The 20,481-nt window shown below is 46.5% G+C and carries 22 protein-coding genes; 19 read left to right on the top strand and 3 right to left on the bottom strand.

The window, feature by feature from the left end; genetic code table 11:
- Window positions 1–92 precede the first annotated feature (92 nt).
- A complete protein-coding gene (locus ACI35L_RS00495) occupies window positions 93–635 on the bottom strand; it encodes a DUF402 domain-containing protein (protein ID WP_049671232.1) in 543 nt (180 codons plus the stop codon).
- Between the two features lie 84 nt (window positions 636–719).
- The gene (locus ACI35L_RS00490; RefSeq protein ID WP_049671231.1) at window positions 720–1,175 is read right to left on the bottom strand and encodes an Lrp/AsnC family transcriptional regulator; all 456 of its coding nucleotides are present in this window, start codon (window positions 1,173–1,175) and stop codon (window positions 720–722) included.
- Between the two features lie 368 nt (window positions 1,176–1,543).
- On the opposite strand from ACI35L_RS00490, the gene ACI35L_RS00485 reads away from it, so the two are divergent.
- The 6 genes from ACI35L_RS00485 (at window position 1,544) to ACI35L_RS00460 (ending at window position 7,957) form a co-directional block, all read left to right on the top strand.
- Complete coding sequence (locus ACI35L_RS00485; RefSeq protein WP_439801993.1) at window positions 1,544–1,951, top strand: thioesterase family protein; 408 nt, start codon at window positions 1,544–1,546, stop codon at window positions 1,949–1,951.
- A 56-nt stretch (window positions 1,952–2,007) separates the two neighbouring features.
- Complete coding sequence (locus ACI35L_RS00480) at window positions 2,008–3,147, top strand: Leu/Phe/Val dehydrogenase (protein ID WP_049671229.1); 1,140 nt, start codon at window positions 2,008–2,010, stop codon at window positions 3,145–3,147.
- Window positions 3,148–3,175: 28 nt separating this feature from the next.
- Window positions 3,176–4,252, top strand: coding sequence for a pyruvate dehydrogenase (acetyl-transferring) E1 component subunit alpha (gene pdhA / locus ACI35L_RS00475; protein ID WP_049671228.1), 1,077 nt, complete (start codon window positions 3,176–3,178; stop codon window positions 4,250–4,252).
- A complete protein-coding gene (locus ACI35L_RS00470) occupies window positions 4,243–5,259 on the top strand; it encodes an alpha-ketoacid dehydrogenase subunit beta (RefSeq protein WP_049671227.1) in 1,017 nt (338 codons plus the stop codon). Before pdhA ends, ACI35L_RS00470 begins: the two co-directional genes overlap by 10 nt.
- 12 nt (window positions 5,260–5,271) lie before the next feature.
- Window positions 5,272–6,516 carry a dihydrolipoamide acetyltransferase family protein gene (locus ACI35L_RS00465; RefSeq protein ID WP_439801992.1) on the top strand — a complete coding sequence of 415 codons (1,245 nt, stop codon included), beginning with the start codon at window positions 5,272–5,274 and terminating at the stop codon, window positions 6,514–6,516.
- 124 nt (window positions 6,517–6,640) lie between these two features.
- Entirely contained in the window at window positions 6,641–7,957 is a 1,317-nt protein-coding gene (locus ACI35L_RS00460) for an amino acid permease (RefSeq protein WP_439801996.1), read from the top strand.
- A 47-nt stretch (window positions 7,958–8,004) separates the two neighbouring features.
- Here the strand turns inward: ACI35L_RS00460 and ACI35L_RS00455 are convergent, their stop codons facing one another.
- The gene (locus tag ACI35L_RS00455) at window positions 8,005–8,973 is read right to left on the bottom strand and encodes an NAD(P)H-dependent flavin oxidoreductase (protein WP_439801991.1); all 969 of its coding nucleotides are present in this window, start codon (window positions 8,971–8,973) and stop codon (window positions 8,005–8,007) included.
- A 68-nt stretch (window positions 8,974–9,041) separates the two neighbouring features.
- Here ACI35L_RS00455 and ACI35L_RS00450 point away from each other — a divergent pair, with 68 nt between their 5' ends.
- The 13 genes from ACI35L_RS00450 to paaX all read left to right on the top strand — a co-directional run bounded on the left by ACI35L_RS00450 (window position 9,042) and on the right by paaX (window position 20,480).
- The gene (locus tag ACI35L_RS00450; RefSeq protein WP_049671226.1) at window positions 9,042–9,560 is read left to right on the top strand and encodes a gamma carbonic anhydrase family protein; all 519 of its coding nucleotides are present in this window, start codon (window positions 9,042–9,044) and stop codon (window positions 9,558–9,560) included.
- A 191-nt stretch (window positions 9,561–9,751) separates the two neighbouring features.
- Window positions 9,752–11,089: a phenylacetate--CoA ligase family protein gene (locus ACI35L_RS00445; protein WP_049671225.1), complete on the top strand. Its 1,338-nt coding sequence runs from the start codon at window positions 9,752–9,754 to the stop codon at window positions 11,087–11,089.
- A 69-nt stretch (window positions 11,090–11,158) separates the two neighbouring features.
- The gene (gene paaA / locus ACI35L_RS00440; protein ID WP_439801990.1) at window positions 11,159–12,118 is read left to right on the top strand and encodes a 1,2-phenylacetyl-CoA epoxidase subunit PaaA; all 960 of its coding nucleotides are present in this window, start codon (window positions 11,159–11,161) and stop codon (window positions 12,116–12,118) included.
- Between the two features lie 15 nt (window positions 12,119–12,133).
- The gene (gene paaB / locus ACI35L_RS00435; RefSeq protein WP_439801989.1) at window positions 12,134–12,505 is read left to right on the top strand and encodes a 1,2-phenylacetyl-CoA epoxidase subunit PaaB; all 372 of its coding nucleotides are present in this window, start codon (window positions 12,134–12,136) and stop codon (window positions 12,503–12,505) included.
- Window positions 12,483–13,283, top strand: a complete 801-nt coding sequence (gene paaC / locus ACI35L_RS00430) for a 1,2-phenylacetyl-CoA epoxidase subunit PaaC (RefSeq protein ID WP_439801988.1) — start codon at window positions 12,483–12,485, stop codon at window positions 13,281–13,283. Before paaB ends, paaC begins: the two co-directional genes overlap by 23 nt.
- Before the next feature lie 27 nt (window positions 13,284–13,310).
- Complete coding sequence (gene paaD, locus ACI35L_RS00425) at window positions 13,311–13,808, top strand: 1,2-phenylacetyl-CoA epoxidase subunit PaaD (protein WP_049671221.1); 498 nt, start codon at window positions 13,311–13,313, stop codon at window positions 13,806–13,808.
- 19 nt (window positions 13,809–13,827) lie between these two features.
- Window positions 13,828–14,130 carry an EthD family reductase gene (locus tag ACI35L_RS00420; RefSeq protein WP_049671220.1) on the top strand — a complete coding sequence of 101 codons (303 nt, stop codon included), beginning with the start codon at window positions 13,828–13,830 and terminating at the stop codon, window positions 14,128–14,130.
- Between the two features lies 1 nt (window position 14,131).
- Window positions 14,132–14,908 carry an enoyl-CoA hydratase/isomerase family protein gene (locus tag ACI35L_RS00415; protein ID WP_049671219.1) on the top strand — a complete coding sequence of 259 codons (777 nt, stop codon included), beginning with the start codon at window positions 14,132–14,134 and terminating at the stop codon, window positions 14,906–14,908.
- Window positions 14,909–14,920: 12 nt separating this feature from the next.
- Window positions 14,921–15,694, top strand: a complete 774-nt coding sequence (locus ACI35L_RS00410) for an enoyl-CoA hydratase-related protein (RefSeq protein ID WP_049671218.1) — start codon at window positions 14,921–14,923, stop codon at window positions 15,692–15,694.
- A gap of 105 nt (window positions 15,695–15,799) precedes the next feature.
- Window positions 15,800–17,296, top strand: coding sequence for an aldehyde dehydrogenase family protein (locus ACI35L_RS00405; RefSeq protein WP_156185621.1), 1,497 nt, complete (start codon window positions 15,800–15,802; stop codon window positions 17,294–17,296).
- Between the two features lie 82 nt (window positions 17,297–17,378).
- Window positions 17,379–18,245, top strand: coding sequence for a 3-hydroxyacyl-CoA dehydrogenase (locus tag ACI35L_RS00400; RefSeq protein WP_439801995.1), 867 nt, complete (start codon window positions 17,379–17,381; stop codon window positions 18,243–18,245).
- Window positions 18,242–19,444, top strand: coding sequence for an acetyl-CoA C-acyltransferase (locus tag ACI35L_RS00395; protein ID WP_439801987.1), 1,203 nt, complete (start codon window positions 18,242–18,244; stop codon window positions 19,442–19,444). The genes ACI35L_RS00400 and ACI35L_RS00395 overlap by 4 nt, the downstream gene beginning before the upstream one ends.
- Window positions 19,445–19,598: 154 nt before the next feature.
- Complete coding sequence (paaX, locus tag ACI35L_RS00390; RefSeq protein WP_049671215.1) at window positions 19,599–20,480, top strand: phenylacetic acid degradation operon negative regulatory protein PaaX; 882 nt, start codon at window positions 19,599–19,601, stop codon at window positions 20,478–20,480.
- The last annotated feature ends 1 nt before the right edge of the window (window position 20,481 follow it).

Genomic DNA, 20,481 nt, shown 5'->3' with positions numbered 1-20,481 from the left:
GAGCTGATTTTTGTGAATTTGATAATGGCATAAATGTATACACTCCTCTTTATCCAATTCAAGAAATTTACTCGGATGTTCAACCTGAAGCATTATTCAAGAAGTCCAATCAGCAGATTTCGATGCTCCGAGGCTAAATCCACTAAAGGAAAATTCCCTGTACAAAGCAAGCTTTTCACCCTGCCTGCTTCCTTCCAAGCAAGATCATACAGCTCTTTATGAATGATTCTGCTCTTATAGGCAGCTTCCAGTTCATCCGTATCCTTTACGAAAATCTCCCCAGATGGGAAGAGAATGAGATCGATATACAAGTCATCCATCCATGGTCTGCCGTCATCACAGCCATTGCCGAGGCAAATGTCAATATACCATTGTACAATCCTTCCTTCTGCATCAAACATGGTCGTTACGCTATGGCGGGCGTCTTTTGGAAATTGCTGAAGCCACGTATACTCTTTATCTGCAATGCATACGGACTTTTTTTCGTATTGGACGATGAGGGGGGAGGTGAGCTCAGTTAGTTGAAGTAAGGTAATGTATCCGGTATATTCATTTGTTTCGAGGAAGACTTGGGCAAATTTTCTTTGTGTAATCCGTTTCCAATCTGACCGGTCTCCATATTTTCTCTTTAACATGTCGTGCTCCAATCCAGGGATGATTAATATACAGAAGAAGGGAGGGTGCACAATTCGTCACCCTCCCTCAGCTTGTTCTTTCCTTCATGAGTTTATCTCCTCTTGAACAGGTTCAACCGGGCTGAAGGACAAGGGAGAAGACAGCACGATGGAGGTATTGACATTCCCATAAGGATTCAGTCTTTCAATGACTTGGTTGAGCTGTTCCATTCCAGGTACAGCCGCTTTCAATAAGTAACTGACAGGCCCAGTTAAGCGGTGGATTTCAATGATGTCGGGATCATCTAAGATTTTCTTTTCGAATTCAGCATAGGAGGCCGTCTTGAAGTCGCTTAATTGGATAAAGACGATAATATGTCTGCCGACAGAACGGGGACAAACCCTCGCACTGAACCCCTCGATGACTCCCTTTTCCCGAAGTCGGTTCAATCGTTCGGTCACACTTGGTCTGCTTAAGGCTAGCTGCTTGGATAAATCACTTATTGTTATGCGCCCGTCCTTTTGAAGAATAGCGAGAAGGCGAACATCTAATTGATCCATAATCCATTCCCCATTTTAAAATGAAGTTAATTGTGATGAAACTTATGCAAAATAGATATTTACTATATGGAATTTTATTCAATTTGTTATGTTACTGATTTTTATTATAACGTATCCTAAATGATATAAACATAATTTTCTAAATTTTTTCACTTTATTCAAAGGAAATCTCCATTTCTATACGGATCGAGACTATATTCTTCATTCCAGTTGAATAAAGTGAAAGCCTCCGGCGGATAGCAGAAAAGTTGAAAAGGAGGTCTTCGGACAGGAATCCGAACAATCTTCCTCTGCCATTACGCATGAGGCATTATGAATCCTGAAAATTATACAAAATGGCTGCTTAAACAGGCGTTGTAAAGGAGGATATGATGAAAGAAGGCTTGCAGATTGGAGCAATGGCTGAAGTGACGGCCAAGGTGAGTGAAGAGATGTTTGCTCAATTCGAAGGACAGATTGTTCATCGTGCCTATTCGACGGTTGCGATGGTTTATCACATGGAATGGGCTTCACGAAAAATTATATTGCCCTATCTGGAATCACATGAAGAGGGAGTTGGCGGAGCAGTGACAGTGAAGCATATCGCGCCTACAGGGGAGGGAACGAATGTTCATGTCACAGCTGTCGTAACAGACATCACCGATCATTGCATTGTGACAAGTGTAGAGGTCCATAATGAAACAGGATTAATCGGCGTAGGGGAAGTGAAGCAAGGAATTGTTATGAAAGAGTCAATGGAACGGCGTCTAAAGAAATCAATGAGCCATCAAGAATAGATGATCAAGATGTAAGCGCTTACTAGATAGAGACAGATATATGGAGGGAATGGCGAATGAGTACGATCAACCAATCAATACAATGGAATGAACAATTGTTAGAAAGCATGCAGGACCATGAACAGGTTATGTTCTGTCAAGATCCATCCACTGGGCTTAAAGCGATTATCGCTATTCACAACACGGCACTCGGTCCGGCACTTGGGGGATGCCGGATGCAGCCCTACAAAGGGATGGCAGATGCTCTTTTGGATGCCCTGCGTCTATCCAAAGGAATGACCTATAAATGTGCGGCAGCAGATGTGGATTTCGGAGGCGGGAAGGCGGTCCTGATTGGTGATCCGCTTAAGGATAAAACACCAGCCATGTTTCGGGCTTTTGGACGATTTGTGGATTCCTTAAATGGTCGATTCTATACGGGAACAGATATGGGGACCAATATGGAGGATTTCGTTCATGCCTCGAGGGAAACGAGCTGTATTACAGGAATTCCGGAAGCCTATGGCGGCGGAGGTGATTCTTCCATACCAACCGCAACTGGCGTGATCTATGGATTACAGGCGACCAATAAGGCAAGATTCGGCATGGAAGAGCTTGAAGGCAGAACTTATGCCATTCAAGGACTCGGGAAGGTCGGCATGAAGGTGGCTGAACAGCTTCTTGCTGCAGGGGCGGACTTGTATGTAACAGATATTAATGAAGCTGCCATTGAACAGGTGAAAGAAGCTGCCAGACGTTATAACGGAGTGGTCAGACCGGTTGGGAGTAAGGAGATTTACGCTGCAGAGGCTGATGTATTTGTTCCTTGTGCAGGGGGAGGAATCATCAATGATGACACGATTGATGTCATGAAGGTGAAGGCGATTGCCGGTTCCGCCAATAACCAGCTCTTAACCGACAGGCATGGAGAAGCATTAAAGCAAAAGGGGATCCTTTACGCACCGGACTATATGATCAATTGCGGAGGCCTTATTCAGGTGGCAGATGAATTATATGGCTTCAATAAGGAGCGGGTATTGACCAAAACAAAAACAATCTATCATTCCTTATTGGAAGTTTACGAGCAGGCAGAGCTGGATCATGTGACCACTGCTGAGGCGGCAAACCGTTTATGTGAAAAGAGGATTGAGGAGCGGAAAAGGCTCAATCATTTCTTTACACGCAGTACACCGCCGAAGTGGGATGTTCGCATATGAAGGAAAAATTATTAAATGAGGTGATGGAATGAGCATGGAGTTTCCAATCTATCAAATGATTGATGAAGACGGGCAGCTTGTGAGGGAAGAGGATAAGGAAAGACTGACAGATGAGTTAATTCGAGAGTTCTATTATCATATGGTTCGCATTAGAACCTTTGACCGTAAGGCAATTAGTCTGCAGCGTCAAGGGAGGCTGGGTACATATGCGCCCTTTGAGGGACAAGAGGCATCGCAGGCAGGGAGTGCCCTTGCTCTTGGAGAGGAGGATTGGGTATTCCCAACCTATCGCGATCATGGGGCAACCTTAACCTATGGCGCCAATATGGCCCGTACCTTTCTCTATTGGAATGGACGGGTGGAAGGCTGTGTTCCAGAGGAAGGGAAGAGAATCTTTCCTCCAGCAGTACCAATTGCCACGCAGCTTCCCCATGCTGCCGGTGCGGCGCTCGCGGAGAAGCGAAAAGGAACGAAAAATGCAGCGATTGCCTATTTTGGGGATGGGGCGACTTCTGAGGGAGATTTTCATGAAGGAATGAACATGGCAAGTGTCTTTCAAGTTCCGGCAGTCTTTTTTAACCAAAATAATGGGTTTGCTATTTCTGTCCCGATTGAGAAGCAAATGAACTCCGCGACTGTGGCCCAAAAGTCCGTTGCCTATGGCATACCAGGAGTACGGGTGGACGGCAATGATATAGCGGCTGTTTACTTTGAGACGAAGAAGGCATTGGAGCGGGCACGGAATGACGGGGGACCGACATTGATTGAAGCCGTTACATGGAGATACGGAGCCCATACAACGGCAGACGACCCGACAAAATATCGGAATCAGTCCATCAGTGATGAAATAAGAGAAACGCGCGACCCGCTCATGCGACTGGAGAGATACATGAAAAATGCCGGTCTATGGGATGAAGAATGGACCAGCCGGGTGCAAAGGGAGATTAAAGATGAGGTAGAACAGGCGATACGCGAGGTCGAGAGTTATCCGAAGCCGAAGGTAGAGGATTTATTCGACCATGTCTTTGAAACACCGACCTGGACAATTGCTAAACAAAAAGAAGACTATTTCCGCTTGTTAGGAGGAGAAAACGAATGGCGATAAAAGAAGAATGGCTGCAAGCCGGCATCAAAACAAACAAAATGACACTCATTCAAGCCATCACGGATGGATTGGCCACCATGCTTGAGGCAGATGAACGCATTCTCTTGCTTGGGGAAGATATCGGAAAGAACGGGGGCGTATTTCGGGCGACGGACGGATTGCAGGAACGATTCGGCCAAGAGCGCGTGATGGATACACCTCTCAGTGAATCAGGGATTATCGGAACCTCAGTCGGTCTCGCAGTCAATGGATTTAAGCCCATTGCTGAAATGCAATTCTTTGGATTTGTCTATCCGGCCTATGAGCAGATCATGACCCATGTATCTCGTATTCGAATGAGGACGATGGGGCGTTATACGGTGCCGATGGTCATCCGTGCACCATATGGAGCCGGTATCCGTGCACCGGAGATTCATTCAGACAGTGTTGAGGCTTTATTTACCCATATGCCTGGTATAAAGGTGGTCTGTCCATCCACCGCTCACGATGCAAAAGGACTCTTGATAGCATCTATTGAGGACCCAGATCCGGTTCTGTTTCTAGAGCCGTTAAAGCTCTATCGTTCTGTGCGGGATGAGGTGCCGGAAGGGAAATACATGGTTGAGATTGGCAAAGGCAAAAAGGTGAAGGATGGGGATGAGGTTACGCTCATTGCCTGGGGGGCAATGGTACAGGTGGCCATGAGTGCGGCCGAACAGGCTGAGAAAGAGGGCATTACCTGTGATGTCATTGACTTACGAACCCTATATCCGATTGATCGGGAGATTATTGCAGAATCTGTCCAGAAAACAGGCCGCGCGGTCATCGTGCATGAGGCGCATGAAACCGGAGGAGTTGGCAATGATATTGTGTCTATTATTAATGATACATCCTTCCTGTATATGAAATCACCGATTGAACGCATTACAGGCTTTGATGTACCGGTTCCATTCTTTGCACTTGAAGAGCATTATCTGCCAACACCAGCGAGGGTGTTCCAGGCAATTAAAAAAACAGTCCATTTCTAGGAGGGGAATTAGTTGGTTGAAGTGAAGCTGCATGATATAGGAGAAGGAATGACTGAAGGGGAGATTATCCATTATTTCGTAAAGGTGGGGGATGCCGTTCGGGCTGACCAGCCATTGGTGGAGGTCCAAACCGATAAAATGGTGGCGGAGCTTCCTTCTCCAGCTGCCGGTGTCGTAAAAGATATTGTCATTGATAAAGGACATACAGTGGCAGTCGGGACGACTCTGCTTGTTCTTGAAGAGGAAGGGAAAAAAGAAGCACCCATCCCTGCAGAGGGGAAAATGGAGTATTTAGCACAGCCAAAAGCACAGCCAAAAGCGAAGACGGAGCGTGTCTTCATTAAGGCGGCCCCCTATACAAGAAAGATTGCACGAGAATTCGGCGTAGATATTCAAGCGGTTAAAGGAACGGGCACGAATGGCCGGATTACTGTAGAGGACGTATATAATTTCGTGAAACAAAATGACAGAAAAGAGCCGGTGAAAACGCCAAACGAAAAAGTTAGCATACCAGTAAGCACAGAAGAAAAGGCTACGGCTGAGGAGCAACAAAGCAGCCGGGCGAATGCGGAGACGATTCCATTCAGAGGGCGCCGCAAGCAAATTGCTAAGAATATGGTGAAATCCCTCTATACCATTCCGCATGTGACTCATTTTGAAGAGGTGGATATGACTGAGCTGCTGGCCTATCGCAGCAAGGTGAAAGAAATGGGCAGGTCTATTTCCGTGACAGCCTTTTTGATCAAAGCAATCACGCAAGCCTTGAAGCAATATCCGGTCTTTAATGCTCGATTAGATGAAGAGAATGAAGTCATCCTTCTTGAGAAGGAGTACCATATCGGAATGGCGGCAGATACCGAGGATGGTCTCGTTGTTCCCGTCATTCATCACGCTGACCGCCTGTCTATCCAGGAGATTCATACGAAACAAAAGGAGCTGACGAAAAAGGCTGTAGACAACCAGCTGACAGGTGCGGATATGAGAGGCGGCACATTCACGATCAGTAATGTCGGTCCGCTTGGAAGCATGGGGGCGACACCGATTATTAATTATCCACAGACAGGGCTGATTGCTTTTCATAAAACGAAGAAAATGCCGGTCGTGATGGAAGATGATGAGATTGCCATCCGTTCCATCATGAATATTTCCATGTCCTTTGATCATCGTGTCGCAGATGGCGCGACAGCTGTGGCGTTTACGAATGCCTTTAAACAATATATTGAAAATCCAGCCTTATGGCTGATTGATATGAACTAACAAAGAATCATAAATAGAGAGAGTCATATGCGGGGGTCTGCTTTATAGAACAAAGGAGGAAGTGGTTGTGATTTCGAATCAAAATGAAATGCTTCAAAAAAGACTCTTGCCTCGCCATATTACGATGATGGCGATGGGCGGAGCGATTGGCACAGGTATCTTTAAGGGCAGTGCCGAGACCGTCACATTAGCAGGGCCGGGGGTTATATTAACCTATGTATTTGCCGGCCTGCTCCTGCTAGTTGTGATGGGAGCCATTGCAGAGATGGCTCTTGTTTATCCGAACACAAATATGAAAGGATTCATACATAAGGCGTTTGGGAAGCGGGTTTCCTTTGTCGTCGGGTGGATGTACTGTATCATGTGGCTTGCCGTCTGTGTCATCGAGGTGGTTGTGGCAGGGAGCTTCCTGCAGTATTGGTTCCCATCGATCCCGTTATGGGTTTTAAGCCTTGCTTGTACAGCCTTCGTAATCGGCATCAATATGATGAATGTCAAGAATTATGGAGAGTTCGAATTCTGGTTTGCCGGGATTAAAATCACGATGATCATGGTCTTTATCGTCCTTGGGGCTAGTATTTTATTTGGAATCATTCCGAGCAATGAATCGAATTATCTGCAGAATTTCACCGGACATGGCGGCTTTTTCCCGAATGGGTGGACATCCATCTTTGCGGCCCTTCTCATTGTTATGTATTCTTACGGGGGTTCTGAATTAATCGGGGTTACCGTAAATGAAGCGAAGGATGCCGAGCGGGTTCTTCCGAAGGTAATCAAGAGCTTCATCTGGCGAATTATCTTATTCTATACGCTCCCTATTTTAGTCATTTGCGGACTCATACCTTGGAATCAAATTAGCGATACATCGAGTCCATTTGTACAAGTATTATCGATGGCCGGACTTCAAGGGGCGGCCCATATTATGAACTTCATCTTAATTACGGCCGTTCTCTCGGCTGCTAACTCTGGTTTATACGGCTGTACGCGGATGCTGCATTCCCTCGCAACCGGGGGAGAGGCTCCTAAGTCCTTTGGACATGTCACCTCTAAAGGAGTTCCATTCTACAGCCTAATGTTCAGTGCAGCTGTTCTTGTTGGCGGTTCGATGATTGCTTTCTTTGCGCAGGACCGGGTATTTACCTTATTGATGGCTTTTCCTGGCTTTGTTGTCTCACTCGTGTGGATTAGTGTTACTCTTGCACAGCTTAAGCTCCGCAAATCCTATCCAAAGCAGCCAAGCTTTCGAATCTGGGGTTATCCGTATATTTCCGGCTTTACGGCATTGACCTTAAGTGTCATTACGGTGATTTTTATGTTCAACGATAGTCATCGCCCAAGCGTCATTACCTGTCTGTTAACGATTGGCACGCTGATTGTCATCTCCATCGTGAAGTTTCGTGATAAGGAACCAGCCGTTACGGAGGAGAAGGCGATTCTATAAAAGAAAAAACCATGGTCCCGGATAGGGGTCCATGGTTTTTCATGATATTAGGATAAGGAGCTGTGTTCTTTAAGCAGATTGGTTCCTTTTTGCAGCTGCAGGGCAGCTTCTTCCATCATGCTTTTGAGCAGCTCCTCGACAGAAGGAATCGTCGTAATCAGACCAGCAACCTGTCCGCTGTTGAGGAAGCCTTCTTCTAGATTACCTTCCATGGCGGCAAGGACATGCTTGTCCTCATCTGTCAGTTTGGCGTATTCTTCCAGTGTCAAGCCTTGCTGCTCGGTTTGCATGAGTTTATCTGCATAAGGGGTATGAAGGATTCGTCTGACTCTGCCGACTGTTCGTCCGAAGATCAACGTATCTGTATCCGCGGCATCCAGCAGCTTTTGCTTATACGCTTCATGCATGGGAGCTTCTTTAGTGGCAATAAACCGAGTACCCATTTGAATTCCGCTTGCCCCAAGGGTAATGGCTGCGGCCATTCCGCGGCCGTCACCAATGCCGCCGGCTGCTATGACTGGTATTTGGACAGCGTTCACGATTTGAGGTATCAAGGTGAAGGTCGTGAGTTCAAGGCTTGAATTAATGCCAGCTGCTTCAAAGCCTTCTGCCACGAGCAAGTCAGCACCAGCTTCCTCTGCCTTTCGGGCATGCTTCACTGAGGCGACGACAACGATAACCGTGATCCCCTCCTTATGGAGAATCGGAATTAGTTTACCGGGGTTTCCGGCAGAAAGGGTAACGATTGGAACATGATGAGCAATGGCGAGTTCAACCATTTCTTTTGCGTAGTTTGTCACAGTAATCGGGATGTTGAGGGCAAAAGGTTTGCTTGTCCGCTCCTTTACTTCCAGAATCATTTGGTCAATCTCTTCTGGGGTACGGGTGCCGACACCTATTGTGCCAAGCCCCCCGGCTTCTGAAATAGCAGCGGTGAGGATGGGGTTGCTGATGTTTCCCATGCCTCCTTGGATAATCGGATAAGGAATATGTAATAATTCACCAATTGTTTTCAAATCATCTTCTCCTTTTTTCACTTATGTTATAATAAAATGAAAATTATGGCAATTTAGGAGGTTTTTGTATGATAGTACCTTATGGCAAAAAAGAAGCGGTCATTCATGAGTCTGTTTTCATTGCACCAGGCGCATACATTATTGGAAACGTGTCAATCGGAGAGCAATCATCTGTCTGGTTCAATGCAGTCATGCGCGGGGACGAGGGTCCAATCGTGGTTGGAAAGCGGACAAGCATTCAAGATAATACGACCTTGCATTTATATGAGGGCCAGCCTTTAAATATTGGAGATGAAGTGACTGTCGGCCATAATGCGATCTTGCATGGCTGCACAATTGGCAATCGTTCCATCATTGGAATGGGATCAACGATATTGGACGGGGCAGAGATTGGGGAAGAATGCATCATCGGCGCCAATACATTAATCTCACCAGGGAAGAAAATTCCGCCGCGCTCACTAGTTGTCGGTTCACCAGGTAAAGTTGTGAGGGAGCTGAATGAGAAGGATCTCCAGCTTATTCAACTTTCCATTGACACCTATGTTCAGAAAGGAAAGGAATTCAAGGAGATTCTCAGTCATCAATAAAAAGGCATTCGGCGGATAAATGAGTCCGCCGATTTTTTATCGTAAAAAAATGTTTTCTAATTATTTACAAAATTGTGATAGTGTGTTAGTTTTTATATAACGAATTCACATCGATGACAAATATATCGTTATATGTTTTATTTTTTTCTTATTATTTGAAAGCGCTTTAATTAGTGTGAAGGAGGAATAAGATGATTCTCCATGAAGCTGAGACCATGTCCAAGGACCGGATAGAGGAAATTCAGTTAACGAGACTGCAAGAAACAGTGAAAAGGGTCTATGAGAACGTATCTTTTTACCGGGAAAAATTCGAAGAGCTTGACCTGCTGCCGGAATCAATTACATCATTAGCTGATTTAAAGAGACTCCCATTTACGAAGAAAACCGATCTTCGTGAGCATTATCCATTTGGATTAACGGCTGTAGACCAAGGAGAAATTGTTCGAATCCATGCTTCATCGGGTACGAGCGGAAAGCCTACCGTTGTCTGTTATACGAAAAAGGATATTGACATGTGGGCAGACCTAGTCGCTCGCTCCATCTCTATTGCAGGCGGCAATCGCGGTGAGGTCTTTCATAACGCATACGGATATGGCCTGTTCACTGGCGGTCTCGGCCTGCATTATGGAGCTGAACGGCTTGGGATGGCAACCGTCCCTGTATCAGGGGGAAATACGGAACGGCAGATTGGGTTAATAGAGGATTTCAAGCCATCGGTCATTGCAGGAACACCCTCGTATATTTTGAATATCATTGAGAGAATGGAGACGCTTGGATTAGATCCGGCGGATACATCCCTGCAATACGGCATTTTCGGTGCGGAGCCTTGGTCAGAGGAAATGCGAAAAACACTCGAGGATAAACTCGGCATAAAAGCCTGTGATATTTATGGATTGAGTGAAGTGATGGGCCCTGGGATTTCAATGGAGTGTCATGAAGCACAGGACGGTCTCCATATTGCCGATGATCATTTCTTGGTGGAAGTAATTGACCCGAACACATTGGAGCCTGTTCCAGATGGAGAAGTCGGGGAACTGGTCTTTACAAGCTTGACGAAAGAGGCACTGCCAATCATTCGCTACCGGACGGGAGACCTATCCGCCATTAAGAGAGAAACGTGCTTATGTGGCCGGACCACTACAAAGATGGCGCGTATCAAGGGCAGAATAGATGACATGCTTATCATCCGCGGCGTAAATGTTTTTCCTTCAGAAATTGAGCATCATTTACTGCGGATTACGGAGCTTTCTCCCTATTATCAAGTCCACCTGCATAAGAATGGTGTCCTTGATGAATTAGCCTTGCATGTAGAGGTCAGTGAGACATTCTTCCAAACAGTCGGCGGTGATTTGCATCACCCGCAGATCAATAGGCTTGCGAAGGACGTCTACCAATCTATGAAGAATAACTGCCTCGTAGCGATGGCCGTTCAAATCCTTCCGCCAAGAAGCATTCCCCGTTCTGAAGGGAAAGCCATTAGAGTCATAGATAAACGCTCAGAGATCATCCAGTTAGAAACGCAAGGATGAATTTTGTTGATTTATATAACAGAAAAATAACGATATTTCAATAATAGTTATGAAGGAGTGAAAAGAAACATGGCAGAAATGCTACCAGCGATGACCGAGGATGAAGAAAAGCTTCATCGGTTTGAACAAAGGATTGCCAATGGGGAAAAGATTGAAGCGGATGACTGGATGCCGGATATTTACCGAAATACGTTGATTAAGCTGATTTCGATGCATGGAATCAGTGAAATTATGGGAGCGCTCCCCGAAAAGGAGTGGGTACCGAAAGCACCGACCCTTCATCGAAAGCTTGGCATTATGGCAAAGGTGCAGGATGAAATGGGTCATGGTCAATTATTATTGCGGGTTGCGGAGGACTTGATGAAGCCATATGGCAAGAAGCGGGAAGACATCATGCAAGACCTCTTTAACGGAGATTTAAAGTTTCATAATGTCTTTCATATGGAGGCTAAATCCTGGGGAGATGCGGGGCTGATCGGCTGGCTTGTGGATGGTGCCGCCATCATCACGCAAACAGATATGCTTGGTGCATCTTATGGGCCGTATGCACGTGCTCTGCAAAGAATCTGTGCAGAGGAGGTCTTCCATGCCCAGCACGGAGAAGCCATCATCATGGCTCTTGCCGAAGGGACGAATGAGCAAAGGCAAATGGTTCAGGATGCCATTGATTATTGGTGGGAATCCTTGCTTCTCTTCTTCGGTCCGCCAAGCAAGAATGAGATCGGTGCATCGAAACAGGATATAACGATTAAATACCGGATACGTACGAAAACCAATGAGCAGCTGAGACAGTCCTTCTTAACCAAGTATGTGAAGCGCATCCGCTCCCTTGGCTTTACGATTCCTGATGAGACACTCCGTTTTGATGAAGAAACAGAAAAATGGATTTATAGGCAGCCAGACTGGACGAAGCTAAAGCTCATTGCCAAAAATGAAGGACCGAAATCACAGGAGCGCTTAAACCTAAGAAGAAGCTCCTATGCCGCGAACCAATGGGTACGGGAAGCGCTGGCTCCAAAGGCGAACTAAAGGAGTGTGAGATTCATGACAAACGAACAAGGCAGTTTTTTTGAGGAATACGATGTATTCAGCCGTAAGACCCCTACAGGTCCAGTGCAATATCAGTTTAATCTGCTTGCACCGAATGAAGAGATGGCCATGATGATGGCTCAGGAGAATTTCATGCGGAGGGAAGCGGTCGCAGATATTTGGGTCGTGAAAACGAGCAGCATCCGGAAGATGACCCATGAGGAGAAGCAAACGCTCGTCCGCTTGGATAATAAGGATTACCGGACGACGAAGGGCTATGGCTATCTGAAGAAGAAGTGGCGTCAGTATGAACAGGAAATGCTCGATGAGAAAGAGATCATGTCATGGGCAGGAGGTGTGAAGGATGTCAAAAGAGGAAATGGCTAACACGGATGCAGTCAAAGAGCTGCTGTACCAATTGGCGGATGATGATTTTATCCATTCCTATAGAGGGTCTGAATGGCTCGGGCTTGCTCCGCATATTGAAGAGGATGTGGCCTCTGCCTCTATTACACAGGATACGATGGGCCATGCGGCTATGTTCTATCAATTGCTTGAGGAGCTTGGTGAAGGGGACGCCAATCAATTAGCCCATGAGCGTCCGGCTTCAAAACGGCGTAATGCCATTATTCTGGAGCTTGAAAATGGTCCCGGCCATTATATGGGCGAGCCTGCTTATGATTGGGCCTTTGCTGTTGTCAGAAATTACTTCTATACACAGGCAAAAATGCTGAAGATCCAGTCCCTGCAGTCAAGCACCTATCAGCCATTAGCTGACGTGGCTGCAAAGGTGCGGATGGAGCTTCATTACCACTTAATGCACTGGAGAACCTGGTTCATTCAATTAATGGGCTCAGGGCATGAAGAGGCTCTTTCGAGAATGAAAGCGGCTATTGAGAAGACATCACGCGATTTCAAGGGAGTATTCTCTTATGGAGAATATGGGGAAGCCTTTGTCAGCCAGGGGCTGATTGAAGAAGAGGATATTCTCCTTGAAAGATGGCATCAAGCCTTGGCGCATCCACTGGAAAGCGTTGCTCTTACGAGAGTAGAGCTTAGTCTCTCTTCAGGAGATGGTCGTTCAGGGACACATACAGGTGATTTAGACCGAGCACTTGAAACGTTAAGGGAAGTATATGCAATCGACAAAGCTGCATCCTGGTAAGGCTGCGATATAGGAGGGGAATGACAAATGACAAATCGATTGATAACAGCTGAAGAGGTTTATGAGGCACTTGAAGACGTGAAAGATCCCGAAATCAATACAGTCAGTGTGGTTGATTTAGGAATGGTCGAGGATGTGCTTATTACGGATTCCTGCATAACCGTCAAAATGCTGCCGACCTTTCTCGGTTGTCCCGCATTGCCGATTATTCAGAAGAATGTAGAGGCAAGCCTTAAGAAGCTGCCACACACAAATGAGGTAAAGGTGGAGTTTCTGCATTCGCCATCCTGGACCTCTGACCGCGTCTCTGAAAAAGGCAAGGCAGGCTTAAAGGCATTTGGCATATCCCCTCCTCCAAAGCATATGGCCGATGACGGCTCCTGGCATGTAGATTGCCCATACTGCGGTTCAACCTATGTGACGCTTGAGAATATTTTCGGCCCGACGGCATGCAGAAGCATCCTTTACTGCAAGTCATGCAAGAACCCGTTTGAAGCAATGAAACCAATGATTAAATCTATGTAAAAAAATGGAGGAATAAAAAATGGTCAAATTAATCGCTCTCTATAAACAACCGAAGGATAAAGAAGCATTCGATGAACATTATTTCAATGTGCACGGTCCAATCACAGAAAAGATTCCAGGCTTGCAAAGAATGGAAGTAACGAAAATTGTCGGCACGCCGATGGGCAAGGAGTCTGACTACTATATTCTTTGTGAAATGTACTATGAGAATCATGAAGCCCTTCAAAATGGCATGCGCTCTGCAGAAGGAAAGGCATCAGGCAAGGATTTAATGGGATTTGCAGGTGACTTAGTCACATTGATGATTGGCGAGGAAGTGTAAGATGCACGGGTTTCAATTCATTGAAGCATCGATTGAGGCCCCTATCGGCCATATTGTCCTAAATCGGCCTAAGCAGCTTAATGCATTAAATCGACAAATGGTCCATGAAATTGTCACGGCGGCAGAGAGCTTTGACGCTGATTCTACCGTTCGGGTCATCCTGATATCCGGCAATGGACAAGCCTTCTCGGCTGGTGCAGATATTGATGAGATGGCTGATGAGACGGCTGTCGAGATGGAGCTGCGCAATCAATTTGCGGATTGGGACCGATTAAGTCTCGTGAAGAAACCAATCATCGGTGCGGTTAAGGGATATGTGCTCGGCGGTGGATTTGAACTAGCCTTAGCCTGCGATCTCTTAGTGGCTGGAAGTGATACCCGTTTCAGTTTTCCTGAGGTCACACTTGGGGTGATGCCGGGTGCCGGGGGAACACAAAGGCTGACGAAACTGGTTGGGAAGACGAAAGCGCTCGAATGGATGTTAACAGGGGAAAGAATAAAGGCCGAAACGGCCCTGCAATATGGCATCATCAATCGGATAACGGAGCCGGAGAACGTCCTTGAAGAAGCAAAAGGAATGGCAGGGCGCATCGCTGCTCAAGCACCGCTTGCTGTTCGGCTGATTAAGGAATCGGTACATAAGGCCGTTGATTATTCCCTTTATGAGGGCATGCAATATGAGCGGAAGAATTTTTACATGCTATTTGCCTCAGAGGATCAAAAGGAAGGCATGAACGCATTTGTAGAGAAAAGGAAACCAAATTTCATCGGCAGATAAGGGGTGTTATCCATGTATGAAACCATAAAGTACAAGGTTGAGAGCGCTGTCGCCTGGATTGGGTTGAACCGGCCTGAGAAATTAAATGCTTTCACACGCAGGATGAATGAGGAAATCCAGCAGGCTGTAAAAGAATCCGAGGAAAATCAGGAAGTACGAGCCATTGTCATTACAGGGGAGGGGAGAGCCTTCTGTGCCGGGCAGGATTTAACAGAGGTAACACCTGAAACGAATTTGGCGGATGTTCTCCTTGATTCATATGGTCCCATGATCAAGGAAATTGCCAACTGTGAAAAGCCGATAATCGCTGCCATCAATGGCGTGGCTGCTGGAGCTGGGTTCAGCCTGGCACTTGCCTGTGATTTCCGTCTAGTATCCGAGAAGGCAAGCTTTGTAAATGCGTTCGTCAATATCGGATTAATACCAGACTGCGGGAATTTGTATTATCTCACGAGGATGATTGGCCAAGCAAAGGCCATCGAGCTTTCCTTGCTTGGTGAGAAAGTATCTGCTGCACAGGCAGAACAGCTGGGACTCGCGACAAAAGTGATTGAGGTAGAGGAATGGAAGGAGCAGGTTGCTGCTTTTGCTGAGAAGGTGGCCAGTAAGCCAACGAAGGCAATCGGCCTGATCAAACAATCATTAGAAGCCTCTTACCATCTGTCATTTGACCAGTATTTAAAGGTCGAAGCAGAAGGCCAGCGCTTAGCAGGCTTAACGAAGGATTATAACGAAGGCGTAACAGCCTACCTGGAAAAACGAAAACCGCACTTCATTGGAGGGTAAGGTGAGCCAATCGGGCGTTTACGGGCAGGTAAATAGGTGCCATTCAAACAAAAAATTACGACAAAGGGGTAGATTCCAATAGCTAAAGTAGAGGATAAACGACAAATGGAACAAATGGACATGAAGCGGGATTTTTATCATTTGATCATTAACGGGGAGCGAGTGGAAAGCTCTAACGGCGGGACCATTGAGGCATTTAATCCAGCAACTGGAGAATTGATTGCCAAGGTGGCAAAGGCGACGAAGGAGGATGCGGAGAAAGCTGTGCAAGCAGCAAGGGAAGCGTTCGACCATGGGAAATGGAAGAAAACATCGGTCAATAAACGGTCCCGTGTATTGAACAAGATTGCCTCCATTATGCGCGCCCGATTCAATGAATTAGTTGAATTAGAGATATTGAACAGCGGAAAAACGATTTCAACGGCTCAAGGGCAGGTTATGCAGGCGATTGAGGATTTTGAATTCTATGCCGGCGCTATTGTGGGACACCGCGGGTCGGTCAATAATGTTGCCGGGCAATTTCAAAACTATACGGAAAAGGAACCGGTAGGTGTTTGCGCACAAATTATTCCTTGGAACTATCCGATGATGATGGCTGCCTGGAAGATTGCTCCTGCCATCGCAGCTGGCTGCTCGGTTATCGTGAAGCCGGCATCCTTAACACCGCTAACCGCTATTATTCTCGGGGAAATCTGCTTAGAGGCCGGTGTTCCAAACGGTGTGGTTAACATCATTCCTGGTTCTGGATCTGAGGTAGGCAATTATCTGGTTGAACATCCAAAGGTTGATAAGGTCGCTTTCACAGGCTCCACTCCTATCGGCAGGGACATCATGGGCAAGGCCTCACAGACATTGAAGCGGGTCACGCTGGAGCTGGGCGGAAAATCCCCTAATATCGTATTTGAGGACGCAGATATCGATGCGGCAGTAGACGGGTCTTTATACGGAATCTTCTATAATACTGGCCAATCCTGTGAGGCAAGGTCAAGGCTTTATGTACACGAGGATATTTATGAGGAGTTTATCGCTAAATTTACGGAGAAGACGAAAAAGCTCCAATTAGGAGATCCGTTCAGTAAAGGATCCCATGTAGGTGCGGTCATTGACCAAAATCAGCTGGATGTCATTGACGGTTATGTGAAGTCAGCTATTGCTGATGGAGCGGAAATCCTGACAGGAGGCAAGGCAGCCGTCGTAGAAGGGTATGAGAATGGCTATTGGTATGAGCCGACGGTCATCACAAATGTGACTCATGAAATGAAAGCGGTACAGGAAGAAATCTTCGGACCGGTTGTTGTTGTCATGACCTTTAAGGATGAAAAGGAAGCGATCAAACTCGCTAACGACACGGAGTATGGACTCGGCTCAGCTGTCTGGACAAAGGATGGGGCCCGTGCTACACGTGTCGGCAATCAAATCCAGGCGGGAATCGTCATGGTTAACTGTCCATTCTCAGCGTTCCCGGGTACACCGTTTGGCGGCTACAAGCAATCGGGCTTCGGACGTGAGCTATGTATAGAAACACTAGACTTATATACGGAGACAAAAAGCATTGTTTCCTATTATGGAAGCCGTCCGTTAAACCCGTTCGGTATTCAGTGATTCGTTCATTAATAGAATGTGAGAGTATGCGGAAAGGTCATTTGCAAAAATGGCCTTTCTAATATGAAAGGAGAAGATGGCTATTATTACGAATATCACGGTAGTAGGCTCAGGTGTCATGGGAAGAGGCATTGCCTATGCAGGAGCGGTGGGCGGCTTCAGGGTGACGATTGTTGATGTGAATTCAGCTGCGTTAGATAGTGCCCAAACAGAGATTGAAGCCATTATGGAAAAAGGGATTCAGTATGGCAAGCTCAGTCCGGAGAAGGCTGAGGAGGCGAAAGGGCGTTTATTCTTTTTATCCTCACTTGAGAAAGCAGCTGAAGAGGCAGAGCTGATCATTGAGGCGGTTCCTGAAAAGGAGCAGATTAAGAGGGCGGTCTTTGAAACGATTGAACAGTACGCGAAGGCAGATTGTTATTTTGCCACTAATACCTCAACAATGAGTCCGACAGAAATTGCCTCTTATGCTAATCGTCCAGAGAAGACCATTGCGATGCATTTCTTCAACCCGGTTCACAAAATGCCGCTCGTTGAAATTGTCAAAGGACTTGAAACGAGTGATGAGACCGTAGCGGTTGTGAAGGATGTTGCGGAGAAAATGGGGAAAGAGACTGTCGTCATTAATGAATTCCCTGGCTTTGTCACCAGTCGAATCAGCTGCCTTGTTGGAAATGAGGCATTTTATATGCTTCAGGAGGGGCTTGGTACTCCGGAAGAAATCGATAAAGCGATAAAACTAGGACTGAACTATCCAATGGGTCCATTTGAGCTGGTTGATTTGGTCGGTTTAGATGCGCGGCTCAATAATATGAATTATCTACATAGCAAGCTTGGGGAAAAATATCGTCCAGCTCCCCTTCTGGAACAATACGTCAAAGCCGGCCGATTAGGCAAAAAGTCAGGCAGGGGTGTCTATGATTATCGAAATAAGGAGGAAGAGAAATGAGAGAAGTAGTCATTGTTGATGCGGTCCGTACACCAATCGGGCGATATAAGGGCGCACTCAAAGCCGTTCGGCCGGATGACTTGGCGGCAATCGTCATCAAGGCCCTGCTTGAGCGAAACCCAGAGATAGCGCCATCCGCAATCGAGGAAGTCGTACTTGGCAATGCGAACCAAGCAGGAGAAGACAATAGAAATGTCGCCCGGATGGCGGCTCTCCTCGCAGGGCTTCCAGTGGAGGTGGCAGGAACAACGATAAACCGCCTCTGCGGCTCAGGTCTGGATGCGGTCATCTATGGAGCAAGGGCTATTGCAATGGGAGAAGGGGATATCTTCATTGTCGGCGGAACCGAAAGCATGACGCGTGCCCCCTATGTAATGGCAAAGCCTGAACAGGAATTCCCGCGCGGGTCAATGGAGCTGCAGGATACGACGATTGGCTGGCGTTTCACGAATCAAAGACTAGAAGAAATGTTTGGGGCAGAAACCATGCCGAAGACAGCTGAGAATGTAGCTGAGCGTTTTCATATAAGCCGTGAAGACCAGGACCAATTTGCAGCCGAAAGCCAGGCGAAGGCACAGAAAGCGATTGAAGGAAATCGTTTTGCCGATGAGATTGTCCCGGTAGAGTTTCATGACAGAAAAGGAAATCAAATGCGAATCGATCAAGATGAGCATCCACGCTTTAACACAACCGCCCAAAAGCTAAGCCGTCTGAAGCCCATATTCGCCGGCGGATCCGTTACGGCCGGTAATGCTTCGGGGGTGAATGACGGTGCCTCCGCTCTTCTAATCATGAGTGCTGAGAAGGCGCAGGAGCTTGGTGTTAAGCCGCTCGCAAAATATGTAGCAAGTGCCGCGGCCGGAGTTGAGCCATCTGTAATGGGAATTGGGCCAATCTATTCCACGAGGAAGGTACTGAAGCGGGCAGGTTTAACAGCAGGAGATCTCGATCTGATTGAGCTAAATGAGGCATTCGCCTCCCAATCATTAGAGTGCATCCGCCAATTAGAGCTCGATTCTGAAAAGGTAAATGTGAACGGCGGAGCAATCGCCCTTGGGCATCCGCTGGGAGCAAGCGGAGCAAGAATCCTCACAACGCTCATCCATGAGATGAAAAAGACAGAGGCAAGGTATGGGCTTGCAACCATGTGTGTAGGGGTTGGCCAGGGCATCTCACTTATTGTCCAAGGAACAGACTGACCTTTTTGAATTTACTGAAATAATAGAAAGATGATAAAATGAAACTAATTGGAGTGTACGGAAGATGGGATTCGTCCTGAACGTTCCTAACGACGGAAATAGACGCTCTGCTCTTAAGTGAGACTGAATATAGGCAGATAGAAAGAGTGATGACATGCCGGACAATACACAATCAATGATTTTCACGTTATATGGAGATTACATTCGACATTATGGGAATAAAATTTGGGTCGGTAGCCTCATTCAGCTCCTTGACGCATTTGGCCATAATGAGCAGGCAGTCAGGGTAGCTATGTCCCGTATGTACAAAAGCGGCTGGGTCCAATCAGAGCGAATTGGGAATAAAAGCTATTATTTCCTGACGGAGCAAGGCATCAAACGGATTGATGAGGCCGGAAAACGGATTTTCCGCGTAAAGCCTCACTCCTGGGACGGGAAATGGCGAATTCTCATTTATTCCATTCCCGAGGACAAACGACACTTAAGGGATGAGCTCAGAAAGGAATTAATTTGGAGCGGCTTTGGCAGCTTCACGAACAGCGTGTGGATTACCCCTAACAATCTAGAACGCGAGGTTGAACTCATTTTCAAAAAGTATGAAATTGAGGAATATGTGGATTTCTTTATTTCCGAATATTTGGGTCCGCATTCCTTCGAATCCATTGTGAGACGAAGCTGGTCACTTGAACAAACGGATGAGAAGTACAAGGACTTTATCACGAAATACAGTGAAAAATATATCATCCACCAAAATATGCTTCAAAAAGGTCAATTGAGCGATGCGGAATGCTTTGTGGCAAGAACCTATTTGGTGCATGAATATCGGAAATCTTTATTCGTAGACCCAGGACTGCCAAAGGAATTACTGCCTGAAGTATGGTCCGGAAGCCCAGCAGCGATGCTCTTCAAGCAATACTATGAATTGCTGGCCGAGCCGGCATCCCGCTTCTTCGAGCATATCTTTGAAAAAGATAATGAATTGAGGAATAAGGATAAACAGTATGATGCCTATGCTCATCCGTATATAAGCGAGTGAT

The organism is Pradoshia sp., from assembly GCF_051873915.1.
Lineage (GTDB): Bacteria > Bacillota > Bacilli > Bacillales > Pradoshiaceae > Pradoshia.
This window is presented reverse-complemented; position numbering and strand designations above follow the sequence as displayed.